A 20,391-nucleotide genomic window follows, 5' to 3' on the forward strand; every position below is an offset into this window, starting at 1 on the left:
TTCCGCTAGCATTCTTGCCGACTAGTGCATAAAATTCAAATTCTAAGGATCTACCTTTTCGTTAGGGTTTAGAGCGATTTGGTTCATCGCATTCAAACGAAAAATTTTTTCCGTCAAACTTTCTGAGAACAAGACCTGATTGTTTGCACAATTCTAATGCTTTATTAAGCTTTTGATTTCTTATCTCTTCCAATTGTTTAATATTCGCATCAAGATAGGCTTCATAGGTTTCTTCTGTCATTATAGTTACTCCAAATGTTAAAATTATATAGCCTTTATCTTGATGATAGGCTTTAAGCATAACAAAGATCACTAAAGCATAAACACCTAAAAGTGCTAATAACCAAAGAGTTATTTTGCTTGTTATGTATAATGCTTTTTTCACTTCAATACCTTTTTTCAATACCTTTTTGGTGAGCTTTTATAGAGTAAAACAAAAGTCCTTAATGGAATGTTTTTTATGGTATCCATTGGTGTTTGTATTCAATAAAGGTTGGGTGTAAATTTTCTCTATTATATCTCAATTTTGCGCCTCTTTAAATTTCGCTTTTAAAATAAAGCCCTTTAAAATTTCAAACTTTAACCGATAATAGTTTCAACCAAAAGCAAGGATGCCTTTGGGTTTTTTATAACAAGGAGTTACAACAATGGCTTTTCAGGTCAATACAAATATCAATGCGATGAATGCGCATGTGCAATCCGCACTCACTCAAAACGCGCTTAAAACTTCATTGGAGAGATTGAGTTCAGGTTTAAGGATTAACAAGGCGGCTGATGACGCATCAGGCATGACGGTGGCGGATTCTTTGCGTTCGCAAGCGAGCAGTTTGGGTCAAGCGATTGCCAACACGAATGACGGCATGGGGATTATCCAAGTTGCAGATAAGGCTATGGATGAGCAATTAAAAATCTTAGACACCGTTAAGGTTAAAGCGACTCAAGCGGCTCAAGATGGGCAAACTACGGAATCTCGTAAAGCGATTCAATCTGACATCGTTCGTTTGATCCAAGGTTTGGATAATATCGGTAACACGACTACTTATAATGGGCAAGCGTTATTGTCTGGTCAATTCACTAACAAAGAATTCCAAGTAGGGGCTTATTCTAACCAAAGCATTAAGGCTTCTATCGGCTCTACCACTTCAGATAAAATCGGTCAGGTTCGTATCGCTACAGGTGCGTTAATCACGGCTTCTGGGGATATTAGCTTGACTTTCAAACAAGTGGATGGCGTGAATGATGTAACTTTAGAGAGCGTGAAAGTTTCTAGTTCAGCAGGCACAGGGATTGGCGTGTTAGCAGAAGTGATTAACAAAAATTCTAACCGAACAGGGGTTAAAGCTTATGCGAGCGTTATCACCACGAGCGATGTGGCGGTCCAGTCAGGAAGTTTGAGTAATTTAACCTTAAATGGGATTCATTTGGGGAATATCGCAGATATTAAGAAAAACGACTCAGACGGAAGGTTAGTCGCAGCGATCAATGCGGTCACTTCAGAAACCGGCGTAGAAGCTTATACGGATCAAAAAGGGCGCTTGAATTTGCGCAGTATAGATGGCCGTGGGATTGAAATCAAAACCGATAGCGTCAGTAATGGGCCTAGCGCTTTAACGATGGTTAACGGCGGTCAGGATTTAACAAAAGGCTCTACTAACTACGGAAGGCTTTCTCTCACACGCTTAGACGCTAAAAGCATCAATGTCGTTTCGGCTTCTGACTCGCAACATTTAGGCTTCACAGCGATTGGTTTTGGGGAATCTCAAGTGGCAGAAACCACGGTGAATTTGCGTGATGTTACTGGGAATTTTAACGCTAATGTCAAATCAGCCAGTGGTGCGAACTATAACGCCGTCATCGCTAGTGGTAATCAAAGCTTGGGATCTGGGGTTACAACCTTAAGAGGTGCGATGGTGGTGATTGACATTGCCGAATCAGCGATGAAAATGTTGGATAAAGTCCGCTCTGATTTAGGTTCTGTGCAAAATCAAATGATTAGCACCGTGAATAACATCAGCATCACTCAAGTGAATGTTAAAGCGGCTGAATCTCAAATTAGGGATGTGGATTTCGCTGAAGAGAGCGCGAATTTCAACAAAAACAACATTTTGGCGCAATCAGGCAGCTATGCGATGAGTCAAGCTAACACCGTTCAACAAAATATCTTAAGGCTTTTAACTTAGTTTTAAGAAAGGTGTTTGTATTGGGGCTAACGCTTTAAGCGTTGGCTTTTCGCTTTAATTTTTACTTCTTTTTTAATAAAATACTCTTTTTGATTTCTTTATTTATACTTTAATTACAGGTGGTTATTGTGTTGGATAGTTTTGAGATTTTAAAGGCTTTAAAGAGCTTGGATTTATTGAAAAACGCCCCTGCTTGGTGGTGGCCTAACGCTTTGAAATTTGAAGCTTTATTAGGAGCGGTTTTGACGCAAAACACTAAATTTGAAGCCGTTTTGAAATCTTTAGAAAATCTAAAAAACGCCTTCATTTTAGAAAATGATGATGAAACCAATCTTAAAAAAATCGCTTATATAGAGTTTTCAAAGCTTGCAGAGTGTGTCCGCCCTAGCGGGTTTTATAACCAAAAAGCCAAACGACTGATTGATTTGAGTAAGAATATTTTAAAAGACTTTCAAAGTTTTGAAAATTTTAAACAAGAAGCAACTAGGGAGTGGCTTTTAGACCAAAAGGGCATTGGCAAAGAAAGCGCGGATGCAATTTTATGCTATGCGTGCGCTAAAGAAGTGATGGTAGTGGATAAATACACCTATCTTTTTTTAAAAAAATTAGGCATAGAGATAGAAGATTATGACGAATTGCAGCATTTTTTTGAAAAAGGCGTTCAAGAGAATTTAAATGCCGCCTTAGCGCTTTATGAAAACACCATTCCTTTAGCGCAACTTTATGCGAGATTCCATGGAAAGATCGTGGAATTTTCCAAACAAAAATTGGAATTAAAACTTTGATTTTTAGATTTTTCTTAATTTTAAGCCTTTTTAAAGGGGTTTTGTTAGCCAAAAAGGATGGGGATTTTTTCAAACCCCTAGAGCCTACTAAAAAATATTTTGGCTCTTTTAAGATCGGCTATCTGTACCAGCACGCTCAAACGACTAAAAGATCCCCTATCCGCCCTAAAAACCGCCCTCCTATTTTAATGGATAAAATTTACCATGACGCTTCTTTAGGCTTTCAAGCAGGGTATATTTTAAAAAAGAAAACTTTATTAGGGGGGTATTTGGATGCAGGAATGGGCGATTCGTATTTCATGAGCGCTGGGCTAGTCGCTGGGGTTAGGCTTTTTAAAGGGTGGGTGATCCCTAAAATCGCTTTAGGCTATCAGCTTCAAATTTTAGGGGCTAAGATTGATAAGTATCAATTCAATATCCAATCAGCAGTAGGGAGTGTGGGCTTGTTTTTCAATGCGGCTAAAAATTTTGGCTTGAGTATAGAAGCAAGGGGTGGTATTCCTTTTTATTTCATCCAAAGCAAATTCTCTAAAGCCTTTGGCACGCCACGATTGAACATTTATTCTATCGGTATCGCTTTCACTTTTTATGATTTTACTAGATTTTTAGGGTAAAATATTCGTTTTAAAAACTAACTATAAAGTATAAAAACAAACCACTAAACAAAATTTTAAGGATTTATGATGATTTTCATTGACGCATGTTTTAGAAAGGAAACGCCTTACACGCCCATTTGGATGATGAGGCAAGCGGGGCGTTACCTTAGCGAATACCAAGAGAGCCGTAAAAAAGCGGGGAGCTTCTTGGAATTGTGTCAAAATAGCGATCTAGCCACAGAAGTTACCCTACAGCCGGTAGAGATTTTGGGCGTGGATGCGGCTATTTTGTTTAGCGATATTTTAGTAGTGCCTTTGGAAATGGGCTTGAATTTGGAGTTTATCCCCAAAAAGGGGCCGCATTTTTTAGAGACGATTACGGATTTAAAAAGCGTGGAAAACCTGAAAGTAGGGGCTTATAAACAGCTGAATTATGTCTATGATACGATCTCTCAAACGCGCCAAAAGCTTTCTAAAGAGAAGGCGTTAATCGGTTTTTGTGGATCGCCTTGGACTTTAGCGACTTACATGATAGAAGGCGAGGGGAGCAAATCGTATGCCAAAAGCAAGAAAATGCTTTATAGCGAGCCTGAAGTTTTAAAAGCGCTTTTAGAAAAATTGAGCCTTGAGTTGATAGAGTATTTGAGCCTTCAAATCCAAGCAGGGGTCAATGCGGTGATGATCTTTGACTCATGGGCTAGCGCTTTAGAAAAAGAAGCGTATGTGAAATTCAGTTGGGATTATTTGAAAAAAATCTCTAAAGAGCTTAAAAAACGCTATGCGCATATTCCGGTTATCCTTTTCCCTAAAGGGATTGGCGCTTATTTGGATAGCATAGATGGGGAATTTGATGTGTTTGGCGTGGATTGGGGCACGCCTTTAGAAGCGGCAAAAAAGATTTTAGGCGGTAAATATGTTTTGCAAGGGAATTTAGAGCCCACCCGCCTTTATGATAAAAACGCTTTAGAAGAAGGCGTTGAAAAGATTTTAAAAATCATGGGCAATCAAGGGCATATTTTCAATTTAGGGCATGGGATGTTGCCGGATTTGCCTAGAGAAAACGCAAAATATTTAGTGCAATTAGTGCATGCTAAAACCAGGCGATAGGGGGGACTTATGAATACCATTATAAGATGCATGAGCTTATTAGGCTTGTGTGTTACTCTAACTCTAGCGCAAACCCCCTCTAAAACCCCTGATGAAATCAAGCAAATCCTTAACAATTATAGCCATAAGAATTTAAAGCTCATTGATCCGCCGACAAGTTCTTTAGAAGCGACACCGGGTTTTTTACCCTCGCCTAAAGAAACAGCGACCACGATCAACCAAGAGATCGCTAAATACCATGAAAAAAGCGATAAAGCCGCTTTGGGGCTTTATGAATTGCTAAAGGGGGCTACCACTAATCTCAGTTTGCAAGCGCAAGAACTCAGTGTCAAGCAAGCGATGAAAAACCACACCATCGCAAAAGCGATGTTTTTGCCCACTTTGAACGCGAGTTATAACTTTAAAAATGAAAACAGGGATACCCCAAACTTTAAGCATTATAACACGCAACAACTCCAAGCTCAAGTCACATTGAACGTGTTTAATGGCTTTAGCGATGTGAATAATGTCAAAGAAAAGTCTGCGACTTACCGATCCACTGTGGCTAATTTAGAGTATAGCCGCCAGAGCGTGTATTTGCAAGTGGTGCAACAATACTACGAGTATTTTAATAATTTGGCTCGCATGATCGCTTTGCAAAAGAAATTGGAGCAAATCCAAACGGACATTAAAAGGGTTACCAAACTCTATGACAAAGGGCTAACGACCATTGATGATTTGCAAAGCCTAAAAGCGCAAGGGAATTTGAGCGAATACGATATTTTGGACATGCAATTCGCTTTGGAGCAAAACCGTTTGACTTTAGAGTATCTCACTAATCTCAATGTGAAAAATTTAAAAAAGACCACGATTGATGTGCCTAATTTGCAACTAAGAGAACGAAAAGATTTAGTCTCTTTAAGGGAGCAAATTTCTGTGCTCAAATACCAAAACAAACAACTCAACTATTACCCCAAAATAGATGTGTTTGACTCATGGCTTTTTTGGATCCAAAAACCCGCTTACGCTTTGGGGGGTTATGGCAACTTCTATCCGGGCCAACAAAACACGGCTGGGGTTACTGCGACTTTGAATATTTTTGATGATATAGGGTTGAGCTTGCAAAAACAATCCATCATGCTAGGCCAATTAGCGAATGAAAAGAATTTAGCGTATAAAAAATTAGAGCAAGAAAAAGACGAACAGCTTTACAGAAAGTCGCTTGATATTGCCAGAGCTAAGATTGAATCTTCTAAGGCTAGTTTGGATGCGGCTAATCTTTCTTTTGCCAATATTAAAAGGAAATACGACGCTAATTTAGTGGATTTCACCACCTATTTAAGGGGTTTAACCACGCGCTTTGATGCGGAAGTGGCTTACAATTTAGCGCTCAACAATTATGAAGTGCAAAAAGCCAATTACATTTTCAACAGCGGGCATAAAATTGACGACTATGTGCATTAAAGGAGTGGAAATGATACGAAAAATTTTAATAGGACTTTTTTTGAGTTTTTTGAGCATGGAAGCTGGCGAAAGAGTGTATGCGATTTTCAATGTGCAAGCGGTGCAAGACTCCAAACTCAAACTGGATAGCACAGGGATTGTGGATAGCATTAAGGTTACTGAGGGGAGCGTGGTCAAAAAGGGCGATGTTTTGTTGCTTTTGTATAATCAAGACAAACAGGCTCAAAGCGATTCTACCGAGCAACAACTCATTTTCGCTAAAAAGCAATACCAACGATACAGCAAAATTGGGGGCGCTGTGGATAAAAACACTCTAGAGGGTTATGAATTTACTTACAGGCGCTTGGAATCGGATTACGCTTATTCTATTGCGGTATTGAATAAAACCATTTTAAGAGCCCCTTTTGATGGCGTGATAGCGAGCAAAAACATTCAAGTGGGCGAAGGGGTGAGCGCGAATAACACGGTGTTATTGAGATTAGTCAGCCATGCTAGGAAATTGGTTATTGAATTTGATTCTAAATACATTAATGCGGTCAAAGTGGGGGATACTTACACTTATTCTATAGACGGGGATTCCAATCAGCATGAAGCTAAAATCACTAAGATTTACCCCACGGTTGATGAAAACACCAGGAAAGTGAGCGCTGAAGCCCTTTTGTCTAAGCCTATGGCGGTGGGGCTTTTTGGCGATGGGTTTATCCAAACGAAATAATAGGGTATTTTGATGTATAAAACAGCGATTAATCGTCCTATTACGACCTTGATGTTTGCTTTGGCGATTGTCTTTTTTGGGACTATGGGTTTTAAAAAATTGAGCGTGGCGCTTTTCCCTAAAATTGATCTGCCTACGGTGGTGGTTACTACGACTTATCCTGGGGCTAGCGCTGAAATCATAGAGAGTAAGGTAACCGATAAGATTGAAGAAGCGGTTATGGGGATTGATGGGATCAAAAAGGTTACTTCTACGAGTTCTAAAAATGTGAGTATCGTCGTCATTGAATTTGAGTTAGAAAAACCTAATGAAGAAGCCTTAAACGATGTGGTCAATAAAATTTCTTCGGTGCGTTTTGATGATTCCAACATTAAAAAACCCTCTGTCAATAAATTTGATACCGATAGTCAAGCCATTATTTCATTGTTTGTGAGCAGTTCAAGCGTGCCGGCTACAACCCTTAATGACTACGCTAAAAACACCATTAAGCCCATGCTCCAAAAAATCAATGGGGTAGGGGGCGTGCAGCTTAACGGCTTTAGGGAGCGCCAGATTAGGATTTATGCCGATCCCACTTTGATGAATAAATACAATCTCACTTATGCGGATCTTTTCAGCACGCTTAAAGCGGAGAATGTGGAAATTGATGGGGGGCGCATTGTCAATAGCCAAAGGGAATTGTCTATCTTAGTGAATGCGAATAGTTATAGCGTGGCGGATGTGGAAAAGATTCAAGTGGGTAATCATGTGCGTCTTGGCGATATTGCAAAAATTGAAATCGGTTTGGAAGAAGACAACACTTTTGCGAGTTTTAAAGACAAACCCGGTGTGATTTTAGAAATCCAAAAGATTGCCGGAGCGAATGAAATTGAAATCGTGGATAGGGTGTATGAAGCTTTAAAACGCATTCAAGCCATTAGCCCCAGCTATGAAATCAGACCCTTTTTAGACACCACGGCTTTCATTCGCTCTTCTATTGAAGACGTGAAATTTGACCTAATCTTAGGGGCGATTTTAGCGGTTTTAGTGGTGTTTGCGTTCTTGCGTAGCGGCACGATCACCCTTGTTTCAGCGATCTCTATCCCTATTTCTATCATGGGGACTTTTGCGCTCATTCAATGGATGGGCTTTTCATTAAACATGCTCACCATGGTGGCTTTAACGCTAGCGATAGGGATTATCATTGATGATGCGATCGTGGTGATTGAAAACATCCATAAAAAGCTAGAAATGGGCATGAGCAAACGCAAAGCGAGCTATGAGGGGGTGAGGGAAATTGGCTTTGCTCTAGTGGCGATTTCAGCGATGTTGCTCTCTGTGTTTGTGCCTATAGGGAACATGAAAGGCATTATCGGGCGCTTTTTTCAAAGCTTTGGGATCACGGTGGCTTTAGCGATCGCTCTATCGTATGTGGTGGTCGTTACGATTATCCCCATGGTAAGCTCAGTCGTGGTCAATCCCAGGCATTCTCGTTTTTATGTGTGGAGTGAGCCTTTTTTTAAAGCTTTAGAGTCTCGTTATACCAAGTTGCTCCAATGGGTATTAAACCACAAGCTCATTATCTTTATAGCGGTGGTTTTGGTGTTTGTGGGATCGCTTTTTGTGGCTTCTAAATTGGGTATGGATTTCATGCTGAAAGAAGATAGGGGGAGGTTTTTAGTGTGGCTTAAGGCTAAACCGGGCGTGAGCATAGATTACATGACGCAAAAGAGTAAGATCTTTCAAAAAGCGATTGAAAAACATGCTGAAGTGGAATTCACCACCCTGCAAGTGGGTTATGGCACATCGCAAAACCCGTTTAAAGCTAAGATTTTTGTGCAACTCAAGCCTTTAAAAGAGCGTAAAAAAGAGCATCAATTGGGGCAATTTGAGTTGATGAGCGTTTTAAGGAAAGAGTTGAGAAGCTTGCCTGAAGCTAAAGGTTTAGATACTATTAATCTTTCCGAAGTTGCTCTTATAGGGGGCGGTGGGGATAGTTCGCCCTTCCAAACCTTTGTGTTTTCCCATTCTCAAGAAGCGGTGGATAAAAGCGTGGAGAATTTGAGAAAATTCTTATTAGAAAGCCCTGAATTAAAAGGCAAGGTTGAAAGCTATCATACAAGCACGAGCGAATCGCAACCGCAATTGCAACTCAAAATCTTAAGGCAAAACGCCAACAAATACGGCGTGAGCGCTCAAACCATTGGCTCAGTGGTAAGCTCTGCTTTCTCTGGGACTTCTCAAGCGAGCGTGTTCAAAGAAGATGGCAAAGAATACGACATGATTATTAGAGTGCCTGATGACAAGCGCGTTTCTGTAGAAGACATCAAACGCTTGCAAGTGCGCAACAAATACGATAAATTGATGTTTTTAGACGCTTTAGTGGAAATCACAGAAACTAAAAGCCCGTCCAGCATTTCTCGCTATAACCGCCAACGCAGCGTTACGGTGCTTGCTGAGCCTAATAGGAATGCGGGCGTTTCTTTGGGTGAGATTTTAACGCAAGTGAGCAAAAACACTAAAGAATGGCTGGTTGAAGGGGCGAATTACAGATTCACCGGAGAAGCGGATAACGCTAAAGAGAGCAATGGGGAGTTTTTAGTCGCTTTAGCGACAGCGTTTGTGTTGATCTATATGATTTTAGCGGCGTTGTATGAGTCCATTTTAGAGCCTTTTATCATCATGGTTACCATGCCTTTAAGCTTTTCAGGGGCGTTTTTCGCTCTAGGTTTAGTCCATCAGCCTTTGAGCATGTTCTCTATGATAGGCTTGATCTTGCTCATTGGTATGGTGGGTAAAAACGCCACGCTTTTAATTGATGTGGCGAATGAAGAGCGTAAAAAAGGTTTGAACATTCAAGAAGCCATTTTATTTGCCGGCAAAACCCGTTTAAGACCGATTTTAATGACGACCATTGCGATGGTTTGTGGCATGCTGCCTTTAGCGTTGGCGAGTGGGGATGGAGCGGCGATGAAATCCCCTATAGGGATTGCGATGAGTGGGGGCTTAATGATTTCTATGGTGTTAAGCTTACTCATTGTGCCGGTGTTTTATCGTTTGCTCGCTCCCATAGACGACAAACTCAAGCGGTTTTATCAAAACCAAAAAACTTTAGAATGAAAAAGATTGTTTTCATTTTGGCTCTATGGGTGGGCTTGTTAGGGGCGTTTGAGCCTAAAAAAAGTCATATTTATTTTGGGGCTATGGTGGGTTTAGCCCCCATTAAAATAACCCCAAAACCCGCTAATGATTCTTCTTATACGGCTTTTTTATGGGGGGCTAAAGGGGGGTATCAATTCGCTTTTTTTAAAGCTCTAGCGCTAAGGGGTGAATTTTCCTACCTTATGGCGATAAAACCCACCGCATTGCACACGATTAACACTTCCTTATTGAGCCTGAATGCAGATGTGTTGAGCGATTTTTACACTTACAAAAAATACAGCTTTGGAGTATATGGGGGGCTTGGGATAGGGTATTTTTACCAAAGCAACCATTTAGGCATGCAAAATAGTTCGTTTATGGGTTATAACGGCTTGTTTAATGTGGGGTTTGGCAGCACGATTGCTCATCACCACCGCATAGAGCTTGGGGCTAAAATCCCTTTTTCAAGCACTAGAAATTCTTTTAAAAATTCTTATTTTTTAGAGAGCGTTTTTATCCATGCGGCTTATAGTTACGCGTTTTAAAGGAGATGTATTACAAAAAGTAACTAACTGATGGTTTTTATAATGAGATTGGTTACTAACATATAAAAGGATTTGTTTTGTTTTCTTTTAGTGAATATAATGAAAATTTCGTTGTGAATAGCGTTAAGAAATGTAATTATATAATATAAAAGGGTTCAAAACATGACTTATAGAAGTAGCAAAATAGATTTAAAGAATGAACGCTTTAAAAACCGCTCTTTTAAGGGCGTTAAAAAGAAAATCGCTAAAAAATATAAAATCAAAAACTCGCCTTTAATCGCTCATGCATTTAAAACACATTCAAATTCTTCTCTATCTCTCAATCAAAAAATCTTCTTAGGGCTAGGGTTTGTTTCGGCTTTGAGCGCTGAAGATTATAATAGTTCAGTGTATTGGCTCAATAGCGTGAATGAAAATCACAGCAACAAATCCTACTATGTCAGCCCCTTACGCACTTGGGCTGGGGGGAGTAGGAGTTTTACGCAAAACTATAATAATAGTAAGTTATATATAGGGACAAAAAACGCTTCTTCAACGCCTAATAATTCTTCTGTGTGGTTTGGGGAAAAGGGCTATATAGGTTTTATTACAGGGGTTTTTAAGGCTAGAGATATTTTTATCACAGGAGCTGTTGGATCGGGTAATGAGCTAAAAACCGGCGGAGGGGCGATACTTGTTTTTGAAAGCTCAAACGAATTAAGCGCTAACGGGGCTTATTTTCAAAATAACAGAGCTGGGATGCAAACTTCTTGGATCAATTTGATTTCCAACAATAGCGTGAATTTGACAAACACGGATTTTGGCAACCAAACCCCTAATGGGGGCTTTAATGTTATGGGGCGAAAGATTACTTATAATGGCGGAACAATCAATGGCGGGAATTTTGGCTTTGATAACGTGGATAGCAATGGCGCAACCACCATTAGCGGGGTAACTTTCAATAATAACGGCGCGCTCACTTATAAGGGTGGGAATGGTATTGGAGGGAGTATCACCTTTATTAACTCTAATATCAATCATTACAAACTCAATCTTAACGTTAATAGCGTTACCTTTAATAACAGCACTCTAGGGAGCATGCCTAATGGCAACGCTAACACCATAGGGAATGCTTACATTCTTAATGCAAGTAATATTACTTTTAATAACTTGACCTTTAATGGGGGTTGGTTCGTTTTTAATAGATCTGATGCTCATGTTAATTTTCAAGGCACAACCACGATCAATAACCCCACTTCACCCTTTGTCAATATGACCGGTAAAGTTACCATTAATCCTAATGCGATTTTTAATATTCAAAATTACACGCCTAGCGTAGGGAGCGCTTACACGCTTTTTAGCATGAAAAATGGCTCTATCGCTTACAATGATGTGAATAATTTATGGAATATCATCAGGCTTAAAAACACGCAAGCCACAAAAGACAATAGCAAAAACGCCACTTCCAATAACAACACCCACACTTACTATGTAACTTACAATTTAGGTGGCACGCTCTATCATTTTAGGCAAATTTTTAGTCCTGATTCCATTGTTTTACAATCCGTCTATTATGGCGCGAACAATATTTATTACACCAATAGCGTGAATATCCATGACAATGTCTTTAATTTAAAAAATATTAACGATAATAGGGCTGATACGATTTTTTATCTTAACGGCTTGAACACTTGGAATTACACTAATGCGAGATTTGCTCAAACCTATGGCGGGAAAAATAGCGCTTTAGTCTTTAACGCTACGACTCCTTGGGCTAATGGCAGTATCCCTAAATCTAACAGCACGGTGCGTTTTGGGGGGTATGAGGGAGTCAATTGGGGGAAAACGGGCTATATCACCGGCACTTTCACAGCCGATAGGGTTTATATCACCGGTAACATGATGTCTGGTAATGGCGCTCAAACCGGTGGGGGGGCGACTTTGAATTTTGTGGGCGCGACTGAAGTTAATATCGCTGGGGCTGATTTTAAAAACCTAAAAACCACTTCGCAAAACTCTTACATGACTTTTATCGCCTTAGGGGATGGCTCTGGGAGTGGTAAGATCAACGTTTCTCAGTCTGATTTTTACGACTGGACAGGTGGGGGGTATGATTTTACCGGTAATGGCGTTTTTGATAGCGTGAATTTCAACAAGGCTTATTACAAATTTCAAGGCGCTGAAAATTCTTACACCTTTAAAAACACGAACTTTTTAGCAGGGAATTTCAAATTCCAGGGCAAAACCACCATTGAAAAATCCGTTTTAAGCGACGCTTCTTACACTTTTGATGGCGCGAATAACACCTTTACTGAAGACAAATTTAATGGCGGTTCGTTTAATTTCAACCATGCAGAGCAGACAAGCGCTTTTAATAACAACTCGTTTAATGGCGGATCGTTTAGTTTTAACGCTAAGCAAGTGGATTTTAATGGGAATGTTTTTAATGGGGGCGTGTTTAATTTCAACAATACCCCTAAAGCCAGTTTTACTAACGACACTTTTAATGTGAATGACCAATTCAAAATAAATGGCGCTCAAACGGATTTTACCTTCAGTAAGGGCGTTGTTTTCAACATGCAAGGGCTATTGAGTGGTTTGAGCGTAGGCACGACTTATCAATTGCTTAACGCTAAAAGCGTGGATTATAAGGACAACAATAACGCTTTGTATCAAATGCTGCGCTGGACTAGTGGGGAAAACCCTAGCGGTAAATTAGTGGATGAAAATAAAACCGCGCTAAACAGCGCTAGAATTTATAATGTCCAATTCACCGATAACGGCTTGACTTACTACATTAAAGAAAATTTTAATAACGGGATCACACTCACTCGTTTATGCACTCTAGGTTATACGCATTGCGTGAATATCCATAATGAGGTATTTCATCTCAAAAATGTCAATAACAACGCCAGTAACACCGTGTTCTATCTCAACGGCATGACGACTTGGAAGATCGCTGGCACAGGTGTTTTCACGCAAGATTATAGTGGTACTAACAGCGTTTTAGTGTTCAACCAAACCACCCCTTTCCTTAATGGGGCGAATCCCACTTCTAATAGCGTGGTGAGTTTTGGGAAAACTTCAGGGGCTGAATGGGGGCTAGTGGGTTATATTCAAGGCGTTTTTAAAGCCAATCAAATTGATATTACCGGCACGATTCGCTCTGGTAATGGGGCCAAAACCGGTGGGGGCGCGACTTTAGTGTTTAACGCTCAAGAGCGTTTGAATATCGCTAACGCAAACCTCAATAGCGATAAAGCCGGTTTGCAAAATTCATGGATGAATTTCATTGTTAATAATGGCAATTTGAACGTAACAAACGCAAATTTTAGCAACCAAACCCCTAATGGAGGCTTTAACCTTAAAGCCAATAATATCACTTGGGATAAAGGGTCTGTGAGTGGGGGGGGGAATTTTGGCGTGGATAACGCTAACGCTAATGGGAATGCAGTGATTAAAAATGTTAATTTCAACGATAATGGCACTTTGATTTATAAGGGGGGTGAAAACAGCGCCGGAAATTCCCTAACATTAGAAAACAACACCTTCAATTCCTATAATATCAACGCCAGAGTGCAAAACCTTATTTTCAATAACAACTCGTTTAATGGCGGTAGCTATTCGTTTAACGACACTAAAAATGTTACTTTTAAAGGCACAAACACGCTCATTAACAGCGATCCTTTCAGCCGTCTTAAAGGATCAGTTTCTATTGAAAATGATAGTATTTTTAATATTGAAAGGGATTTGACCGATAAAACCACTTACACGCTTTTAAGCGGGGATAGCATCAAATACAATAACCAAGCTTTAGCGGATAATGTTTTTTCAAAAAATTTATGGGATTTGATCCATTATGGTGGCGAGAGAGGGACTCTATTAAGAACGGATAACAACACTTATTTTGTGCAATTCACGCAGAGCAACGGCCAAAAATTTGTTTTTGAAGAGACTTTTAATCCGGGCTCTATCACCTATAAATATTTCACTATCCATTCTTCGCCTTTCCACACAGACGCTGATTCTAAGGATATTTGGAATCAGGTGAGGAAGCAATTTGATTTTGTGCCTGGAAAAACCCCGGTGTGCGTTGGCGTGTGCTATATCGCACCCTATAAAAATCAAAACCTTGTTGGCTCTAGCGCTTTTGCGTGGTCGCTGAATTTTGGGGCTACGGTGGTAGGGACTTTGCTTTTAGGGAGCGCTCAAGAAAAAGCCAATGACAATGGCGGCTCGATTTGGTTTGGTAAGAATAATTTGCTGTATTTGCATGGCAATTTCAACGCGACTAATATCTTTTTAACGAATAACTTTAATGTCGGCAACCCTAACGCCGGCGGTGGGGCAACGATTAATTTTAACGCTGATGAAACCTTGAGTGCTGACGGGTTGAATTACACGAATTTCCAAACCGTGGCTATGGGCTTACAAACCAGCGCAAGCCAGCATTCATGGGCGAATTTTAATTCCAGGCTTTCTATGGAGATTAAAAACTCTAACTTTAGGGATTTCACATGGGGAGGCTTTAATTTTAACTCAGGGCGCATGGTTTTTGAAAACACCACTTTTAGCGGCTGGACTAATATTAATGGGGCGACTGAGAGCGGTTCGTCGTATGTGAACATGGTTGCGAATACGGATTTGATTTTCACTGATTCCATTTTAGGAGGGGGCATTCGCTATGATTTGAAGGCTAATAACATTATTTTCAATAACACTCAAATGGTGGTTGATGTGTCTAAAAACGTGAATCAGTCTTCATTGAATGGGAATGTTACTTTCAATCATTCCAGGCTTTCAGTCAAACCCAATGCGGCTATTAATATTGGGGGGGATCAGACCCAAACGACTTTAGAAAACGCTTCAAGCCTTTCTTTTTACAACAACAGCGTAGCGAATTTTAACGGCACGACCGCTTTTAACGGGGTGTCTTACTTGAATTTAAACCCTAACGCTCAAGTCAGCTTCAATCAAGCGAATTTCAATAACGCTAATGTAACCTTTTATGGCATTCCGCTATTTGGTAAAACGCCCAATTTTGGCAACTCTGCACGCCTTATTAATTTCAAAGGGGACACAAACTTTAATCAAGCCACGCTCAATTTAAGGGCTAAAAATATCCATTTGAATTTCCAAGGGGCTTCCACTTTTGAAAATAACTCTACGATGAATTTGGCTGAAAGTTCTCAAGCGAGCTTTAACGCTCTTAGCGTGGAAGGGGAAACGAATTTCAATCTCAACGGTTCAAGCTTGTTAAATTTCAATGGCAATAGCGTTTTTAACGCCCCTGTGAATTTCTACGCTAATAATTCTCAAATTTCTTTCACTCATTCGGCGACTTTTAATGCAGACGCTTCATTTGATTTAGGCAATAACAGCGCCCTGAATTTTCAAAGCGTTCTTTTAAACAGCACTCTAAACCTTTTAGGCAATAGCAGTAACAATCTAGCGATCAACGCTAAAGGGAATTTTAGTTTTGGATCTCAAGGGATTTTGAATCTGTCTTATATGAATCTATTTGGGGGGGATAAAAAAGCTTCCGTTTATGATGTGTTGCAAGCCCAAAATATTAGCGGCTTAATGGGGGATAACGGCTATGAGAAGATCCGTTTTTATGGCATCCAGATTGAAAAGGCCGATTACTCGTTCAATAACGGCGTTCATTCTTGGAGTTTCACTAACCCGCTCAACACGACTGAAACCATTACCGAAACCTTACATAATAACCGCTTGAAAGTGCAGATCTCTCAAAACGGCGCTTCTAATAATGCGATGTTCAATCTCGCTCCTAGCTTGTATGATTACCAACAAAACCCTTATGATGAAAGCTCTAATTCCTATAATTACACAAGCGATAAAGCCGGCACTTATTATTTGAGTAGCAGTATCAAAGGCTTTGGTAAGAATAATGAGATACCCGGGACTTATAACGCGCAAAACCAACCCTTACAAGCCTTACACATCTATAATCAGGCTATCACTAAGCAGGATTTAAGCGTGATCGCTAATTTAGGTAAAGAATTTTTGCCTAAAGTGGCTAAGCTTATCGCTTCAGGGGCTTTAGACAATCTCAATCTCAATAGCCCGGATAGCTTTGAAACGATTTTTAGTATCTTAAAAGAATATGGCATTACTTTAAACCAAGCGAATTGGAAGAGTTTATTGAAGATCATCAATAATTTTTCTAACACGACTAATTATCATTTTTCTCAAGGCAGTCTCGTAGTGGGGGCGATCAAAGAAGGGCAAACGAATACGAATAGCGTGGTGTGGTTTGGAGGCGATGGGTATAAAAATCCATGCGCGGTTGGGGATAACACTTGCCAGATGTTTAGGCAGACTAATTTAGGGCAATTGCTCCATTCTAGCGCGCCTTATTTGGGTTACATTAACGCTAATTTTAAGGCTAAAAACATTTACATTACCGGAACCATCGGCAGCGGGAACGCTTGGGGGAGCGGAGGGAGCGCGAATGTGTCTTTTGAAAGCGCGACGAATTTGGTGTTCAATCAAGCCAATATTGACGCTCAAGGGACCGATAAGATCTTTTCTTATTTAGGCAAAGAGGGCATTGATAAGCTTTTTGGGGAAAAAGGCTTGGGGAATATCCTTTCTAATATTATTTATGAAGAGAGTTTGAATGATAACGCTATCCCTAAAGATTTAGCCAACATGATCCCTAAAGATTTTGGATCTAAGACTTTAAGCTCTTTGCTTAGCCCTACTGAAGTGAATAACCTCTTAGGCGTGAGCGCTTTTAAAAACGCGATCATGGAAATTTTAAATTCTAAAACGGTGGGCGATGTTTTTGGTGAAAACGGGCTTTTAAACGCGCTAGATCCTATAAAAAGAAAAGAAATTGATCAAATGCTTTTAGAGCAAATCCAAGCCCATTCTTCAGGGTTTGAAAAATTCATCGTTAAAACTTTAGGGATTGAAAATGTAGAGAATTTCATCAATAACTGGTATGGCAAGCAAAGCTTGAGTTCTTTTGCCAATAATTTTGTGCCTGGAGGCTTGAATCAAGCCCTGGATAAAATAGGCTCTAGCTCTGATGCCAAAGACTTACAGAGTTTCTTAGATAAAACGACTTTTGGGGATATTTTAAATCAAATGATCAATCAAGCCCCCCTAATCAATAAGCTCATTTCTTGGCTCGGCCCGCAGGATTTGAGCGTTTTAGTGAATATCGCTTTAAATAGCATCACTAACCCCAGCGAAGAGCTATCTAGCATTATTTCTAGCATAGGCGAAAAAGCGTTAAACGATTTATTAGGCGATGGCGTAGTGAATAAAATCATGAGCAATCAAGTTTTAGGGCAAATGATCAATAAAATCATCGCTGATAAGGGCTTTGGAGGCGTTTATCATCAAGGTTTGGGATCCATACTGCCTAAATCCTTACAAGATGAGTTGAAACAATTGGGCTTTGGATCTTTGCTAGGCTCTAGGGGGTTGCACAATCTTTGGCAAAAAGGGAATTTCAACTTCGTGGCTAAAAACCATGTGTTTGTGAATAACAGCTCGTTTAGTAACGCCACAGGGGGGGAACTGAATTTTGTAGCGGGCAAGTCCATTATTTTTAACGGGAAAAACACCATTAATTTCACGCAGTATCAGGGCAGGCTTTCATTGATTTCTAAAACTTTTTCTAATATTTCATTAGACACTTTAAACGCTACCAACGGCTTAACGCTCAATGCGCCACGAAATGATATTAGCGTTCAAAAAGGTCAGATTTGCGTGAATGTTTTAGATTGCATGGCCGCTAAAGGGAAAACCACTCAAACTAATTCTTCTTCAAGCGCGACAGCCCCAACTAATGAAACGCTAGAAGTGAATGCGAATAATTTCGCTTTCTTAGGAACCATTAAAGCGAATGGATTAGTGGATTTTTCAAAAGTCTTACAAAATACCACGATTGGGACTTTGGATTTGGGGCCAAACGCTCTTTTAAGGGCGAATAATTTGATCGTGAATAACGCTTTTAATAACAACTCTAATTACAGGGCTAATATTAGCGGTAATTTCAATGTGGCCAAGGGTGCAACTTTAAGCACGAATGAAAATGGTTTGGATGTGGGGGGGAATTTTAACAGCAAAGGGCCATTAATCTTTAATCTTAATAACCCCACCCATCAAACGATTATCAATGTAACTGGCACTTCCACGATCATGTCTTATAACAATCAAGCCTTAATCAACTTTAACACCCAACTCAAGCAAGGCGCTTATACGCTTATTAACGCTAATCGCATGGTTTATGGCTATGATAATCAAACGATTCTTGGGGGGAGCTTGAGCGATTACCTCAAACTTTACACCCTCATTGATTTTAACGGCAAACGCATGCAATTGAATGGCGATTCGTTAAGCTATGACAACCAACCGGTTAGTATTAAAGATGGGGGTCTTGTGGTAAGCTTTAAAGACAATCAAGGGCAAATGGTGTATTCATCTATCCTTTATGATAAAGTTCAAGTTACCGTCTCTGATAAACCCATGAGCATTCAAGCCCCTAGTTTGGAGTATTATGTTAAACGCATTCAAGGCAGTGCTGGTTTGAATGCGATCAAATCTGCGGGCAATAATTCCATTATGTGGTTGAGTGAGCTTTTTGCGGCTAAGGGGGGTAATCCCTTGTTCGCTCCTTATTATTTGCAAGACAATCCCACTGAACACATTGTTACTTTAATGAAAGATATTACCAGCGCTTTAGGAATGCTCTCTAACTCCAATCTTAAAAACAATTCCACCGATGTTTTACAGCTCAACACTTACACGCAACAAATGAGCCGTTTAGCCAAGCTTTCTAATTTCGCTTCTTTTGACTCAACGGATTTTAGCGAACGCTTGAGCAGTCTCAAAAACCAAAGATTTGCTGATGCGACCCCTAACGCGATGGATGTGATTTTAAAATACTCTCAAAGGGATAAACTAAAAAACAACCTTTGGGCGACCGGTGTTGGGGGCGTGAGCTTTGTGGAAAATGGCACAGGAACGCTCTATGGTGTCAATGTGGGCTATGATCGCTTTGTTAGAGGGGTAATTGTTGGAGGGTATGCGGCTTATGGGTATAGCGGGTTTTATGAACGTATCACTAATTCTAAATCCGATAATGTGGATGTGGGCTTGTATGCTAGGGCTTTTATCAAAAAGAGCGAGCTGACTTTTAGCGTCAATGAAACTTGGGGGGCTAATAAAACCCAAATCAGCTCCAACGACACTCTGCTTTCTATGATCAATCAGTCTTATAAATACAGCACATGGACGACGAACGCGAAAGTCAATTACGGGTATGATTTCATGTTTAAAAACAAAAACATCATTTTAAAACCTCAAATTGGTTTAAGGTATTACTATATTGGCATGACCGGTTTAGAAGGGGTGATGAATAACGCGCTCTATAACCAGTTTAAAGCGAACGCCGATCCGTCTAAAAAATCCGTTTTAACGATTGATTTTGCTTTGGAGAACCGCCATTATTTCAACACAAACTCTTATTTTTATGCAATTGGCGGCGTTGGTAGGGATTTGCTTGTAAGGTCTATGGGGGATAAATTGGTGCGTTTTATTGGTAACAACACTTTGAGTTATAGGAAAGGCGATCTTTATAACACTTTTGCGAGCATCACTACGGGCGGGGAAGTGAGGTTGTTTAAAAGCTTTTATGCGAACGCTGGGGTGGGGGCTAGGTTTGGATTGGATTACAAAATGATAGATATTATAGGAAATATTGGAATGCGTTTAGCGTTTTAAAAGGTGGGGGCTTACCCCTTTTTTGAGAGCCATTAAACAATTGATAAATGGTGGGATTAAGGATTTAACGCATGCGTTCTTTTGGTGTTAGTAACATGCGATTAGCACTTAGTAAAAATAAAATAATGCCACCAATAATGAAAAATGTTGAAGTTGCTA

10 protein-coding genes and 1 pseudogene are annotated in these 20,391 nt (G+C 40.0%); 9 read left to right on the forward strand and 2 right to left on the reverse strand.

The window, feature by feature from the left end; all coding sequences use genetic code 11:
• Window positions 1-61 precede the first annotated feature (61 nt).
• Window positions 62-385 (reverse strand): hypothetical protein, encoded by a 324-nt coding sequence (locus H7O61_RS02265; protein ID WP_025448990.1) that lies wholly within the window; start codon window positions 383-385, stop codon window positions 62-64.
• A 23-nt stretch (window positions 386-408) separates the two neighbouring features.
• A pseudogene (locus H7O61_RS07845) lies at window positions 409-483 on the reverse strand (ABC transporter ATP-binding protein); the annotation flags it as partial.
• 164 nt (window positions 484-647) lie between these two features.
• Between H7O61_RS07845 and H7O61_RS02270 the strand changes: the two are divergent.
• The 9 genes from H7O61_RS02270 (at window position 648) to H7O61_RS02310 (ending at window position 20,232) form a co-directional block, all read left to right on the forward strand.
• Window positions 648-2,180, forward strand: coding sequence for a flagellin A (locus H7O61_RS02270; RefSeq protein ID WP_000885496.1), 1,533 nt, complete (start codon window positions 648-650; stop codon window positions 2,178-2,180).
• A 128-nt stretch (window positions 2,181-2,308) separates the two neighbouring features.
• The gene (locus H7O61_RS02275) at window positions 2,309-2,965 is read left to right on the forward strand and encodes a 3-methyladenine DNA glycosylase (protein WP_079340375.1); all 657 of its coding nucleotides are present in this window, start codon (window positions 2,309-2,311) and stop codon (window positions 2,963-2,965) included.
• Complete coding sequence (locus H7O61_RS02280) at window positions 2,962-3,579, forward strand: hypothetical protein (protein ID WP_187875019.1); 618 nt, start codon at window positions 2,962-2,964, stop codon at window positions 3,577-3,579. The genes H7O61_RS02275 and H7O61_RS02280 overlap by 4 nt, the downstream gene beginning before the upstream one ends.
• 69 nt (window positions 3,580-3,648) lie before the next feature.
• On the forward strand, window positions 3,649-4,668 hold the full coding sequence (gene hemE / locus H7O61_RS02285) for a uroporphyrinogen decarboxylase (protein ID WP_187833644.1): 1,020 nt from the start codon (window positions 3,649-3,651) through the stop codon (window positions 4,666-4,668).
• A gap of 9 nt (window positions 4,669-4,677) precedes the next feature.
• Entirely contained in the window at window positions 4,678-6,111 is a 1,434-nt protein-coding gene (gene hefA / locus H7O61_RS02290; RefSeq protein ID WP_187875020.1) for an efflux RND transporter outer membrane subunit HefA, read from the forward strand.
• Between the two features lie 10 nt (window positions 6,112-6,121).
• Window positions 6,122-6,826, forward strand: coding sequence for an efflux RND transporter periplasmic adaptor subunit HefB (gene hefB, locus H7O61_RS02295; protein ID WP_187875021.1), 705 nt, complete (start codon window positions 6,122-6,124; stop codon window positions 6,824-6,826).
• Window positions 6,827-6,838: 12 nt separating this feature from the next.
• Window positions 6,839-9,925, forward strand: a complete 3,087-nt coding sequence (gene hefC / locus H7O61_RS02300) for an efflux RND transporter permease subunit HefC (RefSeq protein WP_187875022.1) — start codon at window positions 6,839-6,841, stop codon at window positions 9,923-9,925.
• A complete protein-coding gene (locus H7O61_RS02305) occupies window positions 9,922-10,491 on the forward strand; it encodes an outer membrane beta-barrel protein (RefSeq protein ID WP_187875023.1) in 570 nt (189 codons plus the stop codon). Before hefC ends, H7O61_RS02305 begins: the two co-directional genes overlap by 4 nt.
• Window positions 10,492-10,653: 162 nt before the next feature.
• Window positions 10,654-20,232, forward strand: a complete 9,579-nt coding sequence (locus H7O61_RS02310) for a vacuolating cytotoxin domain-containing protein (RefSeq protein ID WP_187875024.1) — start codon at window positions 10,654-10,656, stop codon at window positions 20,230-20,232.
• Window positions 20,233-20,391: the final 159 nt, after the last annotated feature.

This window comes from Helicobacter pylori (assembly GCF_014496965.1).
Lineage (GTDB): Bacteria > Campylobacterota > Campylobacteria > Campylobacterales > Helicobacteraceae > Helicobacter > Helicobacter pylori_CZ.